The following is an 18,419-nucleotide window of genomic DNA, read 5'->3' as shown; positions in this document are numbered from 1 at the left end:
TTCGAGGTGATCAGGGTGAAAATTAATAGCCGGTGGATAGGGAATAGGCTTTCCATTTTTCGGATTCTTGTGTTAATAACTGAATTTTATCCTGTACCATGCCATGGGCATCTTCTCCCATCACGAAATGCACGGGCGGATGATCCAGCTTGCTCAGTTGAATAAACAGCTCGGCTGCTTTTTGTGGATCGTTAGGTTGATTGCCATTGATTTGATCCAAATGTGCGGCTTCGGATGCTCTGGCAGCCGTATACGCATCGATAGGGTTTGCAGGCGTCTGCACCGAACCTTTGGACAGAAAATCAGTCCTGAAGTAGCCGGGATAGACCAAGGTGGTGTGCACACCAAAGGGTTCCATTTCTACAGCGAGGGCTTCGGTGAAACCGGCAACGGCAAATTTGGTGGAGCAATAGATGCCAAAAGCAGGAAAGCTTCCTACCAGGCCGCCGATGGAAGCGATGTTGAAAATGTGCCCGGATTGTTGCTGGCGAAGATGCGGAGCGGTATGCCGGATGACATTCAACGACCCAAAAACATTCACATCGTAATTCCGTCTGGCTTCCTCGTCGGTAAGTTCTTCCAGTGTGCCGATTTGGCTATAGCCTGCATTATTAACGACTACATCAATTTTTCCAAAGGTGTCTACCGCAATTTCTACGGCTTTGGCCACGTCACTATCGTTGGTAATATCCATTTCAAGCGGTAGAAAGTGAGTGTGCTCGCCTATTGCCTCGAGCAATGCATGTTGACTTCTTGAAGTAGCCACAACGTGATAATCCTGTGCTAAGAGTTCGTGGACCAGGGTAAGACCTAAACCCTTTGAAGCGCCAGTAACGAACCATACTTTTTTTGTTTCCATAACGAATTTGTTTTATCTATTTTGATGAAACAAAGTTGGACATTACGCCGTTGCCCGATGTGTTCGAATCCGCGAAGGTTGTAGCCGAATCGTGGATGCCGGGTTTTTGTAGTTTTTTTTATCAACTACAGGCCTTTCTTTCCTTCCAGCCAATATCCGTGCAGATTGACCTTGCCGCTGCTGTTTTTTTTGATAACTTTCCGAAAGGTCTGTGCCGATTTTGCATTTCCGGTCAGGATGAAATGGGCGTCGTACCAGTCGATCTTCTGGAATAGCGGTAGAGTGCTTACCCATTCCTCGTTCCGAAAGGAGCCATCTTTGGGAAATAGGGTATAGTTTTCCAGTCTCAGTAGGTTCGGAACCCACCTGTTTTCTTCATCCAGTTCGAAATAGAACTGGAAGAGCTGTTTGTTTTCTTTTAATATAGGCTGCAAAGAGCAAGCAAGGCCTAAGGAGGTTTCATCGCCAAAAATAATGTACTTGGGAATCGATTCCTGATAGTAGTTGTAGGGGCGGGGCTGATTCATCTGGAGCTGATCGCCGATTTGAAGCTTATTCATATATTGACTGCCTGGTCCGTTACCGTGCAGGTGGGCGACGCATTCGATAACGCCTTGTTTAACATCTATAGCAGATACAGTGTATCGCCTGGCTTCCGTGTCGTTCACCCGAAAGTCGATAAAAGACCCGGGTTTGGATACCACGTCGGTAAGATCACCTGTGAAGCTAATCCGTTTAACCCTAGGTGAAAGAAGTTGCGTGTCGGATACTTCCATGATAGGCAATTTTGGCCACAACCTATCTACGACATCGAATAACCATTTTGGTGCGCTTGGCATAAGCTTTAAATTTTATACAAAGTTATAGGGCACGCTCGCGCAGAACAATGGAAGGAGCGGTGTAGGTATTGGACTAATCGCGGTTTCTACTGCGAAAGGCAAGTGCCGACATGCCGGCTATTTTGGTGAATAGGCGTGAGAAATAGGCAAAATCGGCATAGCCTAGCACAGCTGCTATTTCTTTGACCGACTTATCCGAATGATAGAGCTCTCGCTTGGCTTCGAGGATAATACGTTGCTGTATATGATGTGATACGGAGAATCCGGTGACGTTCGTGACACATTCATTCAGATACGAAACGGAAATATGCAATTGCTGCGCGTAATCTCCGGCTCGCTTCATGGTGGTAAACTGCGCTTCTAACAATCGGGTGAAGGCATTTTCAACGGTTTCAAAGCGGGATGGTTTGGATTGGGGGGTGGATCGTTTGAGGTATTGTGATAGCAACAAGGCAACAACCGTGTTGCAACTGTCCTTAAGGAGGGAAAAATATAGCTTATCAGCTGTTTTTTCATAAATAGCGGTACACAGCGAAAAGGCCTGTTGAATAATCGGCAGATCTCCTGCTTCGAGTTCCAATGGTTTGGCAGGCGAAATAGTCGATAACAGTTTTAGGTACTCGGGATGGAGGTCTTCGTCCTTGATCAGCAATAAATACATCTCTAGTTGCTCTACCTTCAGGGCGCGATGTACCTGATTGGGTGATTGGTAAAGTATGCTGGGTTTTTGGATCACATAGCGTTCGAAGTCAATCTCGGTAACCGTAATACCTTTTTCCTGCAATACGAAAAAATGATAATCATGCCGATGTGCGTGGTGCAGGGATTCATCTGCCCCGAAACTATCGGGAGAGACCTTGGTAACGACAATGCTTTGATCGGATACTTCTGACATTGACCGTACCGGAATGGGGTTTCTTTTCTGAGCCACTTACTTTTACGATATGGAGGTTAAAGGTAATGATTTTACGGCAACTCGTCTAGGATAACGAGTACCAAATTGTGTTTTCGTGAAGCCAGCTTGAAGATAGCAGACGAGGCTTAGAATGCTAAAAATAGAGCAGAACAATAAGCATGATCAATCGCCCGATCAAAAAGATACTCAATGGAACGACAAAAAACCAGATAAAGGCAAAGTATTGCCTTTTGCTCATCCGCGCTAAAAACTTTGGCCTTCTCATAACAGTACAACGAGTAAAGTAGCTAGAAAAGTATAGGGAATGACTTTCTGATCCGTTAACTACCCTGTTTGATGGCGTGTGAAATAAGGGCGCATAAGGAGTAGATGGGAGAGGAAAACGATGGGTACGATGCAGGTCGGTAGTAAACAATATGGAAATTGGAGAACCGCTATATTGGGCTGGTCGAATCCCAACTGTTGAATAGGCAATGGGGACGACAGGATGGCTAAACCAACAATAAATAGCAGAAACAGACACCCAATAATATTCCAGATGAAGAGGACCTTATGTGTTAATATCATCTTGTTGAAAAAAGATAATAGGAGAATGATCGCTGCACTCAGGCCGATAAGGATGTCGAAATTCCAGCCGGTAAAAGTCATGATCGATGGGATTTGCTGCGCTAAATAGAGATGGTATAAAACAAGTTCAACAGGTATTCGAATCAGATGGATCGCCAAAAGCCAACGTATATTCAGTATGGGTGACGCGCGGCGAAGTAACCAACGATAGCTTATAAAGATGGACAGTATTATGGCAATTAGGAGGATCGGCGGCGTGGCGATAAACAGTTCATAATAGGCGATAAGACCGACGACGATCTGCCAAAGGATAAAAATCAGCATATTCTTCCACTGTATGCTCCCTGATAAATACAAGAAAGTGATACTTAGTAACGAGAAACAAATAAAAAGCAATTCCATAGTGCGACTAATCTGTTAGCAAAAGTAAACAATATAGTAGGGGGTAGGCTTGCCTTATGGAAAGAAATGAATAAGGAAAAAAAACATTCTGTTGTACACTCGGGACCATGGCAAATAGTGAACTTTCAAGTGGACAGTTTTAATTATATTTGTAGCTCGTTTGTTGCTAAGAAGGTATGTCCATTAATGAAATTGCAAAGCATTTAAAGGTTTCGAAGTCTACGGTCTCCCTCGTCATTAATGGGAAGGCAGAGCAGGCGCGTATTAGCCAGTCGTTGGCTAAACGTATTTTGGACTATGTGGAAGAGATTGGGTATAAACCCAATGCGCTTGCAAAAAGCCTGGCTACCGGCCGGTCTAATACCATCGGATTGATTGTTGAAAATATTGGCGACTCCTTCTTTGGCCCCATAGCGCTATATATAGAAGAGTATTTACGCCCTTATGGATATCATGTGCTGTACAGCAGTACATTGGGCGATCTGGATCTTGCACGTACAATTCTGACCGCAATGGTAGACAAGAAATTGGAAGGGTTGATTTTGGCGCCCGCGATGGGACAGGAGGATCAGGTATTGCAGCTGTTGGGCAGTAAGACGCCACTGGTGATTTTTGATCGGCGTATTCCACAAATACCGACGAATTACGTGGGTACCGATAATTATACGGCCAGTAAAAAGGCTGTTGAACATCTCCTTGATCGTGGTTTTTCCGAAATTGGCATGATTACGATTGATTCGGAGCAGCCTCAGATGCGAGACCGCCTACGTGGGTATCATGAGATTGTCGAATTACAGCAAAAGGAAAAATCGATACTTACCTTGCCTTATCGTATGGTGCTAGCGGAACGCATGGAAAGTATAAAGCAGTTTCTTGTTGATAATCCACAGCTTGATGCCTTGTATTTTAGCACCAATTACCTGTGTGTATCGACCCTAAAAGTGGTTCAGTCATTGCAGAAAGATAAAGCCTATGGCATGTTATCTTTTGATGACCATGAATTATTTGAGCTTTTGAATCCGACGGTGTCCTGTATGAGACAACCGCTGGAAGCGATCGCAAAAGAGGTGGTCACAACACTTATGACGCAGATTAATAACCCTGATGCTGCATTTCGCGAAACGATTATTCCTTCTGATTTAGTGATTAGGCATAGCTCTCAATAACAAAATGAGGCTGTATCAAAAAGAACTTTTTTACGTCATCGCGACCGGAACGAAGTGTAGTGGAGGGATCTAAATATTTGTAATTCAAAACTATAGATTCCTCTGTTCCGCTACGCTTCAATCGGAATGACGGATTTTATGACTTATGATACCGCCTCATTTTTGGTATATCTACTATTATAATCCGGCGAGCCGGGCATACATTTCGGCAATGGCAAATTGATCCAATAGCCATTTTTGCTTGGAAGTAGCGGTAGCAGACGACCAATCTTTTCCAAACAGTCCGTTGTCGTCGCGCATAGCATGCCACGCATGGTTTAGATTGGACTGGAATGCATCAATATAGCGCCGATCTTTGTCCTGATGGTACAACTCAATATAGCCGCGCAGCATAATGGCAATAAACCAGTTGTCGCTTCTTTTTAAAACAGGGTAACTGCTGTTGTTCTTCGCGCTGTTTGGTGCAGTGAAAAAATAATCCAGTCCGGATTGGGCGGATTCCTGTGCTTCTTCTAAAAACCGTTTTTCCTTTGTGATCTTGTAAAGCAAGGCAGCGGATTGGATCATCTGTCCGGTATTGTAAGGATATTTAGCTTTACTTATTTTTCCGCTCAAACTGACATTATCCCAATAAAGCTTGTCGGACGGGTCCTGCAGATTCTTTTTCGTCCAGGTATACAGTTCTATGGCGTCGTCGAGATACGTTTTCTGCTTGGTTGCTTCGTATAACTTCAATAGGTATACAACGGCCGGGGCATTGGAACAGGTGTTTTTCGATTCTTTCTTTTGTTCACACCAGTAAATGCCGCCACCGAGTTTGTCATCCATACCACTGGCTACGAAGGTCCATATTTCCAATGCCTTATCCAGATACCGCTTTTCGCGGGTATGTAAGTATAGGTCGGCAAAATCGATGCCCAACCAGATGTTATCGTCGTAAAACCGATCCGATTGGGGTGCGCTATTCACATAAGAGGCATAGCCCGCAGGTTGTCGCTTATCGTAATATTGTTCAAGTCCTTTCAATACGGATTTGTCAATGTGTGCTTTGGTCTTGCGGGCGTCGGTCTTTTCGAGTACCGCTACGTAAGCGGATAAACTTCCCGAAAATGGCCAGAGATAAGAGTAGAGGTTGGATTTAGTTGAATTCTCTCCACCGCCTAGATAGCTGGCATTGTAATTATTGTCGTACGGATACGTTTCCCGAAAAAGCTGTTGGCCATCCTCAACAGCATAGTTCTGTTCGATATGGGAAAGCGTTTCCGAGGCTTTACTGAGAAATGATTTTTTGGTTATTTCTTGTGCTAGGATACTGCTTGTAATTACCATCGCAATCCCTAAACCCACTAATTTATTCATTTATATTTATTTTTTATTGTCAAATAACGCCAGACTTTCACACAGCGTCGCAAGTTTATAACTTAATCTATATATGGAAAGCAAAACCGTATTAGCAATGCAAATATGCCATATTAACAAAAATAGACATATTATCAATATTTCCAAGAATAATTTGGTTTAATGCCCCGTACTACGATTCCGTCATCGCGATGAGCCCGTACTCTCGTCGTCATCGCGCTGAACGCAGCGAAGAAGCAATCTTACCGTTATACTTTGTGAAAAGACTGCCGCGTTGTGTTCCTCGTTCTGACGAGTAAGTAGTAACGTCGTTGTGATAGTAATATCGTCGTCATCGCGAAGCCTAGATACGAAGCTTTGGCGATCTTACTGTAAATAGACCTACAAAGTGCACTTAAAAAAATAAATTTGGAAGTTAACGTTTTATGATATATTTTTACGTTGTTTGCAAAACCGGTTTTGCAAATAGTTTTTTATAACCATTATAAGTCGTTTATGTCAAAATTTAAATTTTCAATTTATTTGGGAACGCTGTGTAGCTATATTGTTTGTGCCATAGTGTGCACTCCTGAATCATACGCTTATGAAGCTAAATGATAGGGGAAAAAGGGTAGCCAATCAAACTAACACGCATGGACAATAACTTGATACTTTGTATAGATATTGGCGGCACGCATATTACAGCTGCTGTGTTGGATAGACAATCGATGAGTTTGCACAAGGGCGCACTGGCTCACGAACAGGTGGATAGTCAGGGTACCAAAGAAAATATCCTTATGGAATGGGATCTCGCGATTACGGAGGCACTGCATCGGGCTGGAGACAAAATACAGGCTGTGTTTGTTTCTATTCCGGGCCCATTTGATTATGAGCGAGGGATTTGTCTGATGGATGGCATGCACAAATACCAGTCGCTGCTGCATATGGATGTCAAAAGTTATTTCGCTGACCGGTATGGTTTCCGTCCCGAGACAGTCTTCTTTTTCAATGATGCCCTCGCATTTTTGCTTGGAGAGGTGTACCACTATGGCTGGCGGGATAAAACGGTAGTGGGACTTACACTCGGTACGGGACTAGGATCAGCGCTATACGGTCCGCTGGGGCTGAAGGATTTGAATTATGGTTCTGCTAAATTTCGAGATGGAATTGCTGAAGATTACATTTCTACGCGCGGTGTGCTTGACTTTCTTAGTACACAAACCGACTACAGGTTTAAGAATGTGAAAGAAGTGGTACAGGAGAGGGGGAAGGAAAAGGAAAGAACAGCTGCCTTTGCCTTTCTGACAGTTGCCTTACTGGATTTTATCGGGATGTATATTGCGCCGCTGTATCCAGATGTGATTGTCTTAGGGGGAAGTATCGCGAAGGCACACGGGCTTTTTTTGGAAGAACTGGAGCAAAGGCAATCTATACCTGTTAAAATAGCATCCATGGATGAAATGAACCTCTTTTTGGGAATGGCCTCCACTTGGAATTTAAATGATTAGTTTAAAATTTGAAAAATTATTTTGATGAAAAACGTTTGGAAATTTGCCTTGATCGCCTCTTTAGGAGGCTTTCTATTTGGCTTTGAAACCGCAGTAATATCTGGTGCGGAGCAGATCATTCAGCGCTTATGGGCTTTGGATGCTTTTTGGCATGGTCTCACCGTATCAATATCGCTGATCGGTACGATTATCGGTGCGGTGGTCGCGGGGCGTCTCTCAGACCGGTATGGCCGTAAACCGATATTGATCGCTATTGCATTACTCTATCTGTTTTCAGCAGTTGGCTGCGCAGTATCGACGTATTGGTCTGTCTTTTTGTTGTTTCGTTTTCTCGGCGGGCTAGCGGTCGGGATCAGTTCTGTTGTCGGACCGGTCTATATTTCGGAGATAGCTCCATCCAAGGACCGAGGAAAGCTCACGGGGCTTTTTCAGGTGATGATTGTGACGGGTATTTTCGTAGCCTACCTCACTAATTTTCTTTTTGCAGGTATAGGCGAAGATGCATGGCGCTACATGTTGGGCATTATGGCTCTTCCGGCGTTATTATTCTATATTTTATTAAAAAAAATACCGGAAAGCCCACGCTGGCTGGCCTTACACAAGGGAATGGATCAGGCTAGGTCTGTTTTTGAATTTTTGGGTCAGGAAGCGCGATCATCCGCAAGCAATGAAAACCTCAATACAAAAACGGCTTTGTTTCAATTGAGGTATGCAAAGCCCATTCTATTTGCGGTCTTGCTCGCTTTTTTTAATCAGATGACAGGGATCAACGCCATATTATATTATGCACCCCGTATTTTCGAAATGGCTGGATACGATGCGCAGCTCAGCTACCTGCAACCCATATTTATCGGTGGAACCAATGTGTTTTTTACATTGATCGGTATGAGCATTATTGATCGGATAGGACGAAAAAAGCTTCTTTTATCAGGAGCTGTAGGGATGTTTTTCTTTCTTTTATTGACAGCTTATGGATTGAAAGGAGATAACTCGGATATGCTGCTGTATTATATCCTTGGTTTCATAGCCTCCTTCGCATTATCGCAAGGGGCGGTGATCTGGGTGTTTCTGGCCGAAATTTTTCCAAACGAAGTGCGGGCACAGGGATCCTCTTTGGGTAGTACGACACATTGGATCTTTGCGGCGCTGATATCTTGGATTTTTCCAGTAATTGTAGAAAGTATACCGCAGGGAGGATTTTATGTTTTCCTTTTTTATGCCATAATGGTGGTGTTATCTTTTGTGTTCATTCTATTCATACCGGAAACGAAGGGTAAATCGTTAGAAGATATCAAAGGCGTGATTCATTAACTAATGCTCTTCGGCACGGCCTCGTGTTGCTGGCAGATGGACGACTAAGGTCGGTGCTGGATAAACTGGACTAGGCAGACTACTTCTTTAAAAACATCCCCCTCAGTGAAAATGCTGAGGGGGATGTTTTGCATGGTGAAATCCCCGTTGCTGAAGTCAATAAGTAAAGGTTACAGGCACATCTATGTAGCTACCGAACAATCGTTGCAAACTCCCGTAAGCACACAATTCACGTTTTCAACCTGATAGCCTTCTGGAATGGCGAAATGTACGGGTACGGGCAAGCACTCAATGGTCTCACAGCGTGTGCAGCGAAAGTGAAAATGATTGGCGGCTAATTTAGTCTCATCGCATTTCATGCATACCGCGAAGTACTGCTTCCCATCTTCTGCCACAATCCGATGTACTAGTCCGTCGTCACAGAAACGGTTTAAGACCCGATAAATCGTAGCGCGGTCGACAGCTATCGTTAGCTTTTCCTCAATAGCATCCTGGCTCATGGCCTTTTTGGTCTTGGCCAATAAATCTAATATCGCTTCTTTCGATGGGGTATTCCTGCGTTTCATTATTCCTGTTTTTTCCGTTACAAAGTTAATGCAAATAAATCGCATTAAATTATTGCGATATAGTCGCAATAGTAAAAAGCTTTTATTATATTTGAAAAAGTTAGTGCAGATTGATAGGTGTAGCTGCTGTGGGTAGCGTTCTAGGATAATTGAATGGAGTTATAGTACAGAGAACACGATGAAAGACAATAATAAAAAGGAGTTTTGGGAAGCTAGCTTTATAGACAAACAGGAAATGTGGGGTTTTGAGCCGGCGAAGTCTGCTGTATGGGCAAAAGACTTCTTCGTCGAGCGCGCTGCAAAAAGTATACTTATTCCTGGAATCGGCTACGGTCGAAATGCGCAGATTTTTAGGGAGAATGGTATGGACGTAACGGGAATTGAAATCTCGGAAACGGCTATCGCATTAGCCAGAAAGCACTACGGAACGGATATGACGATACACCATGGTTCGGTAACTGATATGCCTTTTGACAGTAAGCATTACGATGGCGTATTTTGTCATGGCTTGATTTATCTCCTAGACGAAATAGAACGAGCAAAGCTGATCCAACATTGCTATGATCAGCTTACCGAAGTTGGAAGCATGGTCTTTACCATGATCACAAAAGAAGCGCACACATATGGGAAGGGAAAGCGGATTAGCAAAGACCGTTTTGAAATGTTTGGCGGCGTGCAGATATTCTTCTATGATAAGGAGTCTGTTCAGAGCGAGTTTGCGAAATTCGGCTTGATCGAAATAAAAGAAGTGAACGAAAGCTACCCGTTTTACGTTATAAGATGTAATAAAACAAACAGTAATACAAGGGCTTAAAGCAAGATGCAGTGACGTGAAGGGCTCTGTTCGGATAACGCATCGGGCAATAGCTCCATATAAAATTAAATACTATGAAACACACGACAAACTTTGACGTAATCATAATCGGGGGAAGCTACGCAGGACTTTCGGCCGCAATGGCGCTAGGACGCTCGCTGCGCAATGTACTGGTTATCGACAGCGGAATGCCCTGCAATCGGCAGACGCCGCATTCGCATAATTTCATTACGCACGACGGGGAAAAGCCTGCGGTAATTGCGGAGAAAGCCAAAGCGCAGGTACTTAAATATGAGACGGTACAGTTTCACGAAGGACTGGCAGTTAGTGGAAAGAAAACGGAAGACGGTTTTTCGATTGCGACGCAGGCCGGAGAAAAATTTGTGGGGAAGAAAATTATCTTTGCCACAGGGTTACAGGATATCATGCCCGAGATCAAGGGATTTGCAGAGTGCTGGGGCATCTCAGTTATCCACTGCCCGTATTGCCATGGCTATGAATTTCGGGATAAAAAGACAGGCATAATGGCAAATGGAGAGCGAGCTTTTCACCTTAGTGGTTTGGTGAATAACCTGACTGGTAACTTAGACATATTGACCTCAGGACAAGCGGAATTTACTGAAGAACAATTGGAAAAACTCAAGGTACATAACATCCACGTAATCGATAAGAAAATTTCGGAAATAGTGCATGAGGACGGAAATATCAAAGAGATGATTTTCGAAGATGGTAACAAAATGGATTTTGATGCCGTGTATGCAGCCATCCCGTTTAAGAAACAGATAGACATTCCGGTTGAATTGGGCTGTGAATTGACGGAGGAAGAGTACATTAAGGTGGACAGCTTTCAAAAAACTTCGGTTTACGGGATTTTTGCCTGTGGCGATAATTCGGGAATGCGCTCGGTCGCAAATGCGGTCGCAACGGGAAACATGGCCGGAGCCATGGCAAATAGTGAGCTAACGACTGAACAGTTTTAGTTTCCTCTGAGGTAATTTTCTTAAGAAGAAATACTGACAACTATTATGATAATTTGCGTAAACTAATATAAGGAATTATTTTCATGATGTTCCGTTGAAAAAATGCTATAGAAATGCCACAACAAATGGTAATTGGGCCGTTATTTGAATAATATTAAATTATTTCTTGATTTTTCAAATAAATACCCCGAATATTGGGTAGAATTATCATTTACATAAAAATGGATTGACGACGCCAATTGCTAACATTCTGCTGATAAAGAGGTCGAATTGTTATTTAGAGTAGTCTGCATTTTACCTAGTGTACACTTACTAGTCGTCTTTTCTTTTTTGACCTATGAACTATGAATATAAAAATCCAATATGTAAACCATAGGAAAACGGAGATATTGTTACATCCGCTCCCGTTTCTGACGAAAAGACGATTGTTGTACGGACGTACGCTACAGTTTCTCCTGAACCAATTAAAAGCATTGACCACTCTTCCCTGATCTGCTGATCACAATAATTTAAACTATGAAAAATTCTTACAGAACCGATCTAGCCGTCAAACTCATATTGTTCATAACAGCATTTTTCTTTTCAGCAAATGCTTATAGACAAAGCGATATCGAGACGTTTGACGGAAGTAATTCCACGCGGGTACCGTCTTTAAACCGCACTGTTGGAGGAGTACAGTTTAATTTTTTGGTTACGCCGGACGGCAGCGGTGGAGACTTTGTGCTTTTTCCTAAATATGGTTTGTCGAATAGCCCTTCTCTGGCATTGAATTATATCATTTTCCTATTTGGTGTTTTTCCTTCGAGAGATGGATGATCTATAAAAACTAACATTCCCGGTTGGTTGTATTCTTTTGTATTCCCCCTTTAGTTTTAAACACTTTGATTATGAGAGTATTATTTATAATGAAATATTTTTTAACAGCGCTGTTGTTGATTTCCTGCAGTATCAGCTATGCACAGACATCTACTGTTACATTCAATGAATTAACTGAAAGCACTGCCCTCTCTTTGAATGGTACAAGAATCTATAACAACTCTGGAGTAACGTTTGAAATTTTCTCTGGAAGTAATACAAATGCTTTCGTCAGCTCGACAAACAATGGATTTAATGGCACCAGAGCATTAGATGACATTAATCAATCTATTGGAGGCGTCACTGGCTGGAAAATCAAAAAAACAGACGGCTCACCCTTTCAATTAATCAGCATGTGGTTACTAAGGGGGGATATCAATGCGTCTGCGTCTGGGACGGTAAAGGCATACAAAAGTGGCAGCCAGGTAGGCACAACTGTGAATGTCACCTTTGATGGAGCGAAAAGCTTCGCCTCAAATCCTGATTTTTATGATATAGATGAAGTAACGATAGAAGGCACGGATATTTATATCTACATCGATAATTTTGCTTTTGCACCCGCTCTGATACCCGTGGATTCTGATCCGGCCTTAGTTACCAGCATTTCCCCTATAGGCGTTCCCCTGTCTACAGCTACTTCTGTAAATTTCTTGGTGACCTTTTCGAAAACTGCCAAAAACGTCAGCAGTGATGACTTTGTCCTTACCACCGCGGGAACCGCTGGAACGATTGCCTCCGTCTCAGGATCGGGAAGCAGCTATACGGTTGCAGTAAACGGAATATCAGGAGAAGGTACCATCCGCCTGGATCTGAAAAACGGAACGAATATCGCCAACGAAGATGATATCCAAGGAACTCCGGGTTTCACATCTGGTCAGCCCCACGTGGTATCAGCTTGCTTTGTGGAGACATTTGAAACAGAAACCGATGCCGCCACTAATTTCAGTGGTAACGGAGTTAATTTTTCGTTAGGCGCAGGATTAGAAATTGAAAATCGAAGTGGATTCGGCGCAGGTGGTTCAGCTGGCTTTGTGACCAATAACAATACGACTGGATCATTTTCCCTAACTAGCGCGACAGAATTCACCATGAGTAATGTCGATCTATTTCTTTCAGATCAGCCAAATGGAGAAATCCCTACCGCCTCAGGCACGATTGTAATCACAGGAAAAAAAGGTGGTTCGGATCAATTTACAATCTCCAAAAACACCGGCTTCCCTACCAGTACGGCGAGCAATGGGGGCTTTTTTACGATAAATTTTGCAACGGATGGTGCTGGTAACTATCAAAATACCAATGTAGATGAACTCGTGTTTACAATCAGTGGTGGATTTGTAAATTTAGCCATCGATAATTTTATCTTCTGCGAGGCTGTTCCATCCTTGCCAAATAACGCGCCCGTCGCGACTGCACCCTCAGCTCCCGCGGTAAATGAGGATGAATTTAACGCAGGCTTGCCAGATGATATTCAGATTACAGATGTGGACGGCGATGACCAAACGGTCACCTTTACGGTTACCGGAGGAACGTTGACGTTGGGGACCAGTGGTATTACATTTAGTGGCGCGGGCAACGGATCGGCAAGCTTTACCGCTTCCGGCACTTTGGCAGCCATCAATACCGCACTGGATGCAGCGACTTTCACACCAATTGCAAATTTGTATGGAGCCAATGCGGGTAGCATCTCCTTTGTCTCAAATGATGGTACGGCTAATTCCAATACAGCTTTGGTGACTTTTGATATAGCTGGAGTGAATGATGACCCTACTTTTGCAGGCATAATAAATTCAATCACCGTAGTGGAAGATGAATATCCAGCCTACTTGAGAGATGCGCTTTCTTCAGGCCTATTTCAAGATATAGATGCTGGATCAAATGATGTTTCATTGACGATAGTTACTTCTCAAGGCGTTCTTGGGATATCTAATCCGGCTGGCTATGGAGTCAGTCAGTCTGGCCATAACACGCCAACGCTGACGCTGACTGGACCGGCAGCCAACATTGAGTCTTTTTTAACTATAAATACCAATATAGCGCTGATTTTGCCGGATAACCTAAGCGGGCCGAATGCTGTAACAATAACCCTCACCGCAAATGACAATGGGAATACTGGAGCAGGTGGTGGAAATGATGTAGTAGTCGGCACTGTCAATGTAAATATTACACCTTTAAACGACGGACCAGTCGTCTCCAACCCGATCCCCCACCAGACTGCCCAGGAGGATGTTGCCTTCAACTTCCAGTTTGCGGCGAATACCTTCGAAGATGTAGATATGGGAAGCACACTGACCTATACAGCGGCGCTTGTCGGTGGTGGAGCGCTTCCTGCTTGGCTGTCTTTTGATGGAGCCACGCGAACCTTCTCTGGCACACCAACGAGCGCAGACCTGGGAACGGTGAGTATCAACGTCACCGCAGGTGACGGATCTGGCGAAACTGCATTCGATGAGTTCGATATCGTCGTTGCTGCTGTCAATGATGCACCGGTAAACTCGGTACCTGGCCCACAAGTGACTGGCCAAGACGCACCGCTTGTATTTAGTGGTGGAGGAGGAAACCAGATCAGCATCAGCGATGTGGACGCAGGAGCATCCAGCGTGAGGGTAACGCTTACCGCAACTAATGGCGCTTTAACACTCTCTGGAACCGGAGGACTTGTTTTCACGGATGGTGACGGAACATCAAACCCTTCCATGGAGATGGTAGGCTCAATTGCCGCCATAAACAATGCACTGAACGGGCTGATCTTTAGTCCTACATCAGGCTATTATGGAGCAGCAGCAGTTCAAATCTCGACGAATGATCTGGGAAATAGCGGAAGCGGCGGATCATTAACCGACACCGACGAGATTCAGATCATGGTCAATTCGGTCAATCCAGTTGTGACCGACGTGAGTAGCACTACCGTAAACGGAACCTATGGTGTCGACAGCCCTATTGTAATCGCTGTCACTTTTAGTCAAAATATCCTTGTAAACACAGCAGGCGGACTACCGAAGTTGTTGCTGGAAACTGGTGCCACTGATAGAGAAGCAACCTATTCCTCTGGAAGTGGGACCGAAACGCTGCTTTTTACCTACACGGTAGTTGCTGGTGACGCAAGCTCAGATCTCGATTATCAATCCACATCAGCGCTTTCGCTGAACGGAGCTACGCTCAGAAATATTCCAGGAGATGATGTAATTCTTACCTTGCCAAGCCCTGGAGCTGCCGGATCATTGGGAGCAAATAAAGCGTTGGTGATAGACGCAGTTAAGCCTTCCGGATATTCGGTGCTAATAGATCAAGATCCGATCATTACCACAAATCAGACGGCAGTGAGCTTCACTTTTGCAGGAGCAGAAGTAGGGGCGACATTCAATTATTCTTTCTCCAGCAGTGGAGGCGGGACAAATGTGTCCGGTAGCGGCACAGTTGCCTCTGCGACACAACAGGTAGCAGGGATTGATTTGACCGGCCTAGCTATCGGAACAATAACACTTAATGCCTCCCTCACCGATCCCAGTGGAAACATCGGCGACGAAGTGTCGCATACGAGTCAAAAACTTGCTCCGATAACTGCCACAATCACAGCTCAATCCGATGTGGCTTGCAACGGTTATAATACGGGTAGTTTGACCGTGGAGGTATTTGGGGGTATGGCAGATTATACCTACTCGTGGAGCAATGGTACTATCGTGGCCGGCACCTCTTCTACTACCAACGATTTGATCGGTCTATTCGCAGGAGGCTATTCCGTGACGGTGACAGATGGGAATGGACAAATAGCTACGGCTTCCGCTACTATCACCGAGCCAGATGCTTTGCTGATCGCTGTAGGCGGTCAAACTGATGTGTCCTGTTTTGGCGGAAACGACGGAAGTGCCACCGTATCGGTGTCCGGAGGGACAGGCGAATATTCCTACTCATGGTCACCCTCGGGGGGTACCACAGCCACGGCGTCGGGATTGACAGTTGGAATGTATACGGTAACTGTGACGGACGCTAACGGCTGTAGCGCATCCCAGTCATTTGACATTTCTCAGCCAACGGCATTGGTAGCTTCAACTTCGCAAATTGATGCCGTATGCGGAGTCGGAGGAGCAGCCAGTGTAACTCCTTCGGGTGGTACGGGTGGATACACCTATTTATGGTCGACGGGCAGTACGAGTTCCATCGTTACGGATTTGACAGCTGGCAATCATAGTGTACTTATCACAGATATGAACGGCTGTGAACTAACTAAAAACTTTACGATCGGCGGAGCATTCATACTTAACGCTACTACTTCGCAGTCCGATGTCAGCTGCTTTGGCGGAAATGATGGAAGCGCGACGGTAACGGTGCAAGAAGGATTTGGACCATTTGACTACCAGTGGACTGGCGGAGGAGGAACCGGCGCAACTGCCTCAGGTCTTGCCGCTGGGCCATACAGTGTAACTGTTACTGACGCTAACGGCTGTAGTACAGTATTGAACGTGACCATTACACAACCAGCTACAGCAAGTCTTACAACAGCTCCGGTCACCGGTGTGGCATTCTCTAGCGCAACGCTGGGAGGCACTATTTCCTCCGGTGACGTTGGCTGCGCTTCTGAAACAGGTGTGGTCTATTCCACTTCCCCTAATCCGGATTTGACAGATTCGAAGGAGGTAATGACTGTCGTCGGAGGTGAATTTAGCGAAGTAATCTCTGGCTTGGCGCTGACTACGACCTATTATGCCAAAGCCTATTCTACCAATAGCAATGGTGTCACGGTCTATGGAAATGAAGTAAGTTTCACGACTTCAGATGTTACCGTATTGAATGTTACCGCAGACGCCGGCCAAAGCAAATTATACGGAGATACCGATCCGGTATTGACCTATACATACACGGGATTGAATCCTGGCGATGATATCTCCAGCGTATTGACAGGTGCCCTAAGCAGGGAAATCGGAGAAGATGTCGGAGGTTATATTATCCAGCAAGGAACGCTGAGTACCATCCCTGGTTCGGGCTATTCTTTGAGTTATGTGAGTGCGGACTTCAGCATCACGCCGGCCACACTAGCCATCATCGCAGATGCGGGCCAAACCAAAGTGTACGGGTATACCGAGCCGGAATTGACTTATACATACACAGGATTTGAAAACGGCGATACGAATGCTGTACTCAGCGGAGCATTGAGCAGAGTAGCGGGAGAAAATGTAGGGCTCTATGCAATCAGCCAAGGAAATTTGTCTGCTGGAGGTAACTACACAATCAACTTTACGTCTGCCGATTTTGAGATCAGCAAAGCAATACTGGAGGTGACTGCAAATGCAGGTCAAAGTAAGGTGTTCGGTAGTGCCGATCCAGTCTTTGCCTACATGGCAACTGGTTTTACGAGCGGTGACGACGAATCAATCCTCAGCGGAGCATTGACTAGAGAAGCCGGTGAGGACGTGGGAGCTTACGCAATCCAGCTGGGAAGCCTAAGTGCAGGAGGTAATTACACGATCAACTTCACGCCTGCAGACTTTGAGATCAGCAAAGCAACACTGGAAGTAACTGCAAACGCAGGTCAAAACAAAGTGTTCGGATCTGTTGATCCGATATTGACCTACACGACGACAGGATTTGAAAACGGCGATACGAATGCCGTACTCAGCGGATTATTGACCCGAGAAGCAGGTGAGGACGTTGGAGCTTACGTAATCCAATTGGGAAGCCTAAGCGCAGGTTTGAACTATATTATCAATTTCACAGGTACTGATTTTGTAATTGTATCAAAAGGTATTTCGGGTATCACGTTCGGAGATGGAAGCTTTGTCTACGACGGTACAGTGAAGTCGCTCGCGATCAGTGGTACGCTACCAAACGGAACTGCTGTCGTCTATACGAACAACATCCGCACGGACGTGGGAACACAGCAAGTAACGGCTACGATATCGGGAAGCAATTATACCGAGCTGGTGTTGACCGCTGACCTGACAATCACACCGGCTACGATTACGGGCATCACGTTAGGAGACGGAAGTTTTGTCTACGACGGTACAGTGAAATCGCTTGCGATTACAGGTACACTGCCTACTGGAACAAGCATCGCCTACACGGCTAACAGCCGCACGGATGTAGGAACGCAGGAAGTGACAGCAACAATTACAGGAAGCAACTATACTCAGCTGTTGCTGACAGCCGACTTGGAGATTACGCCAGCTACAATCACTGGTATAACGTTCGGAGATGATTCGTTTGTCTATGACGGCACTGCGAAATCGCTTGCGATTACAGGTACACTGCCTACTGGAACAAGCGTCGCCTACACGACTAACAGCCGCACGGATGTGGGAACTCA

Annotated in this window: 13 protein-coding genes; 7 read left to right on the top strand and 6 right to left on the bottom strand. The window is 44.9% G+C overall.

What is annotated here, in order from left to right; translation table 11 throughout:
* Positions 1-22 precede the first annotated feature (22 nt).
* The 4 genes from C4F40_RS06895 to C4F40_RS06880 form a co-directional block, all read right to left on the bottom strand.
* On the bottom strand, positions 23-859 hold the full coding sequence (locus tag C4F40_RS06895; RefSeq protein ID WP_196938609.1) for an SDR family NAD(P)-dependent oxidoreductase: 837 nt from the start codon (positions 857-859) through the stop codon (positions 23-25).
* Positions 860-984: 125 nt separating this feature from the next.
* Positions 985-1,698, bottom strand: coding sequence for a siderophore-interacting protein (locus C4F40_RS06890; RefSeq protein WP_196938608.1), 714 nt, complete (start codon positions 1,696-1,698; stop codon positions 985-987).
* A 73-nt stretch (positions 1,699-1,771) separates the two neighbouring features.
* Positions 1,772-2,593: an AraC family transcriptional regulator gene (locus tag C4F40_RS06885; RefSeq protein WP_231389951.1), complete on the bottom strand. Its 822-nt coding sequence runs from the start codon at positions 2,591-2,593 to the stop codon at positions 1,772-1,774.
* Between the two features lie 345 nt (positions 2,594-2,938).
* Positions 2,939-3,538 (bottom strand): hypothetical protein, encoded by a 600-nt coding sequence (locus C4F40_RS06880; RefSeq protein WP_196938606.1) that lies wholly within the window; start codon positions 3,536-3,538, stop codon positions 2,939-2,941.
* 221 nt (positions 3,539-3,759) lie between these two features.
* Here C4F40_RS06880 and C4F40_RS06875 point away from each other — a divergent pair, with 221 nt between their 5' ends.
* Positions 3,760-4,749 (top strand): LacI family DNA-binding transcriptional regulator, encoded by a 990-nt coding sequence (locus C4F40_RS06875; protein WP_196938605.1) that lies wholly within the window; start codon positions 3,760-3,762, stop codon positions 4,747-4,749.
* 177 nt (positions 4,750-4,926) lie between these two features.
* On the opposite strand, the gene C4F40_RS06870 is transcribed toward C4F40_RS06875, so the two are convergent.
* On the bottom strand, positions 4,927-6,108 hold the full coding sequence (locus C4F40_RS06870; protein ID WP_196938604.1) for a glycoside hydrolase family 76 protein: 1,182 nt from the start codon (positions 6,106-6,108) through the stop codon (positions 4,927-4,929).
* Positions 6,109-6,740: 632 nt separating this feature from the next.
* On the opposite strand from C4F40_RS06870, the gene C4F40_RS06865 reads away from it, so the two are divergent.
* On the top strand, positions 6,741-7,595 hold the full coding sequence (locus C4F40_RS06865; RefSeq protein ID WP_196938603.1) for an ROK family protein: 855 nt from the start codon (positions 6,741-6,743) through the stop codon (positions 7,593-7,595).
* Positions 7,596-7,619: 24 nt separating this feature from the next.
* Positions 7,620-8,906, top strand: a complete 1,287-nt coding sequence (locus tag C4F40_RS06860; protein WP_196938602.1) for a sugar porter family MFS transporter — start codon at positions 7,620-7,622, stop codon at positions 8,904-8,906.
* A gap of 182 nt (positions 8,907-9,088) precedes the next feature.
* Here C4F40_RS06860 and C4F40_RS06855 read toward each other — a convergent pair whose 3' ends face one another.
* Entirely contained in the window at positions 9,089-9,472 is a 384-nt protein-coding gene (locus C4F40_RS06855; RefSeq protein ID WP_196938601.1) for a Fur family transcriptional regulator, read from the bottom strand.
* Positions 9,473-9,650: 178 nt separating this feature from the next.
* Between C4F40_RS06855 and C4F40_RS06850 the strand changes: the two genes are divergently transcribed.
* From C4F40_RS06850 to C4F40_RS06835, 4 genes are all read left to right on the top strand, one after another.
* On the top strand, positions 9,651-10,286 hold the full coding sequence (locus C4F40_RS06850) for a class I SAM-dependent methyltransferase (RefSeq protein WP_196938600.1): 636 nt from the start codon (positions 9,651-9,653) through the stop codon (positions 10,284-10,286).
* A 74-nt stretch (positions 10,287-10,360) separates the two neighbouring features.
* On the top strand, positions 10,361-11,266 hold the full coding sequence (locus tag C4F40_RS06845; protein ID WP_196938599.1) for an NAD(P)/FAD-dependent oxidoreductase: 906 nt from the start codon (positions 10,361-10,363) through the stop codon (positions 11,264-11,266).
* Positions 11,267-11,782: 516 nt separating this feature from the next.
* Positions 11,783-12,082 carry a hypothetical protein gene (locus C4F40_RS06840; RefSeq protein WP_196938598.1) on the top strand — a complete coding sequence of 100 codons (300 nt, stop codon included), beginning with the start codon at positions 11,783-11,785 and terminating at the stop codon, positions 12,080-12,082.
* A 71-nt stretch (positions 12,083-12,153) separates the two neighbouring features.
* Positions 12,154-18,419: beta strand repeat-containing protein (locus tag C4F40_RS06835; RefSeq protein ID WP_196938597.1), on the top strand; the 6,266-nt coding region annotated here is incomplete at its 3' end.

This window comes from Sphingobacterium pedocola (genome assembly GCF_015209965.1).
Classification (GTDB): domain Bacteria; phylum Bacteroidota; class Bacteroidia; order Sphingobacteriales; family Sphingobacteriaceae; genus Sphingobacterium; species Sphingobacterium pedocola.
Note: the sequence above shows the minus strand (reverse complement) of the source record. Positions and strands in the feature narration are given on the sequence as shown.

Bases quoted from the DNA above. Each gene is read 5' to 3' on its own strand.
- C4F40_RS06855 (WP_196938601.1), bottom strand. From the start codon at position 9,472: ATGAAACGCAGGAATACCCCATCGAAAGAAGCGATATTAGATTTATTG.
- C4F40_RS06840 (WP_196938598.1), top strand. From the start codon at position 11,783: ATGAAAAATTCTTACAGAACCGATCTAGCCGTCAAACTCATATTGTTC.
- C4F40_RS06885 (WP_231389951.1), bottom strand. From the start codon at position 2,593: ATGTCAGAAGTATCCGATCAAAGCATTGTCGTTACCAAGGTCTCTCCC.
- C4F40_RS06860 (WP_196938602.1), top strand. From the start codon at position 7,620: ATGAAAAACGTTTGGAAATTTGCCTTGATCGCCTCTTTAGGAGGCTTT.
- C4F40_RS06870 (WP_196938604.1), bottom strand. From the start codon at position 6,108: ATGAATAAATTAGTGGGTTTAGGGATTGCGATGGTAATTACAAGCAGT.
- C4F40_RS06850 (WP_196938600.1), top strand. From the start codon at position 9,651: ATGAAAGACAATAATAAAAAGGAGTTTTGGGAAGCTAGCTTTATAGAC.
- C4F40_RS06845 (WP_196938599.1), top strand. From the start codon at position 10,361: ATGAAACACACGACAAACTTTGACGTAATCATAATCGGGGGAAGCTAC.
- C4F40_RS06875 (WP_196938605.1), top strand. From the start codon at position 3,760: ATGTCCATTAATGAAATTGCAAAGCATTTAAAGGTTTCGAAGTCTACG.
- C4F40_RS06890 (WP_196938608.1), bottom strand. From the start codon at position 1,698: ATGCCAAGCGCACCAAAATGGTTATTCGATGTCGTAGATAGGTTGTGG.
- C4F40_RS06895 (WP_196938609.1), bottom strand. From the start codon at position 859: ATGGAAACAAAAAAAGTATGGTTCGTTACTGGCGCTTCAAAGGGTTTA.
- C4F40_RS06865 (WP_196938603.1), top strand. From the start codon at position 6,741: ATGGACAATAACTTGATACTTTGTATAGATATTGGCGGCACGCATATT.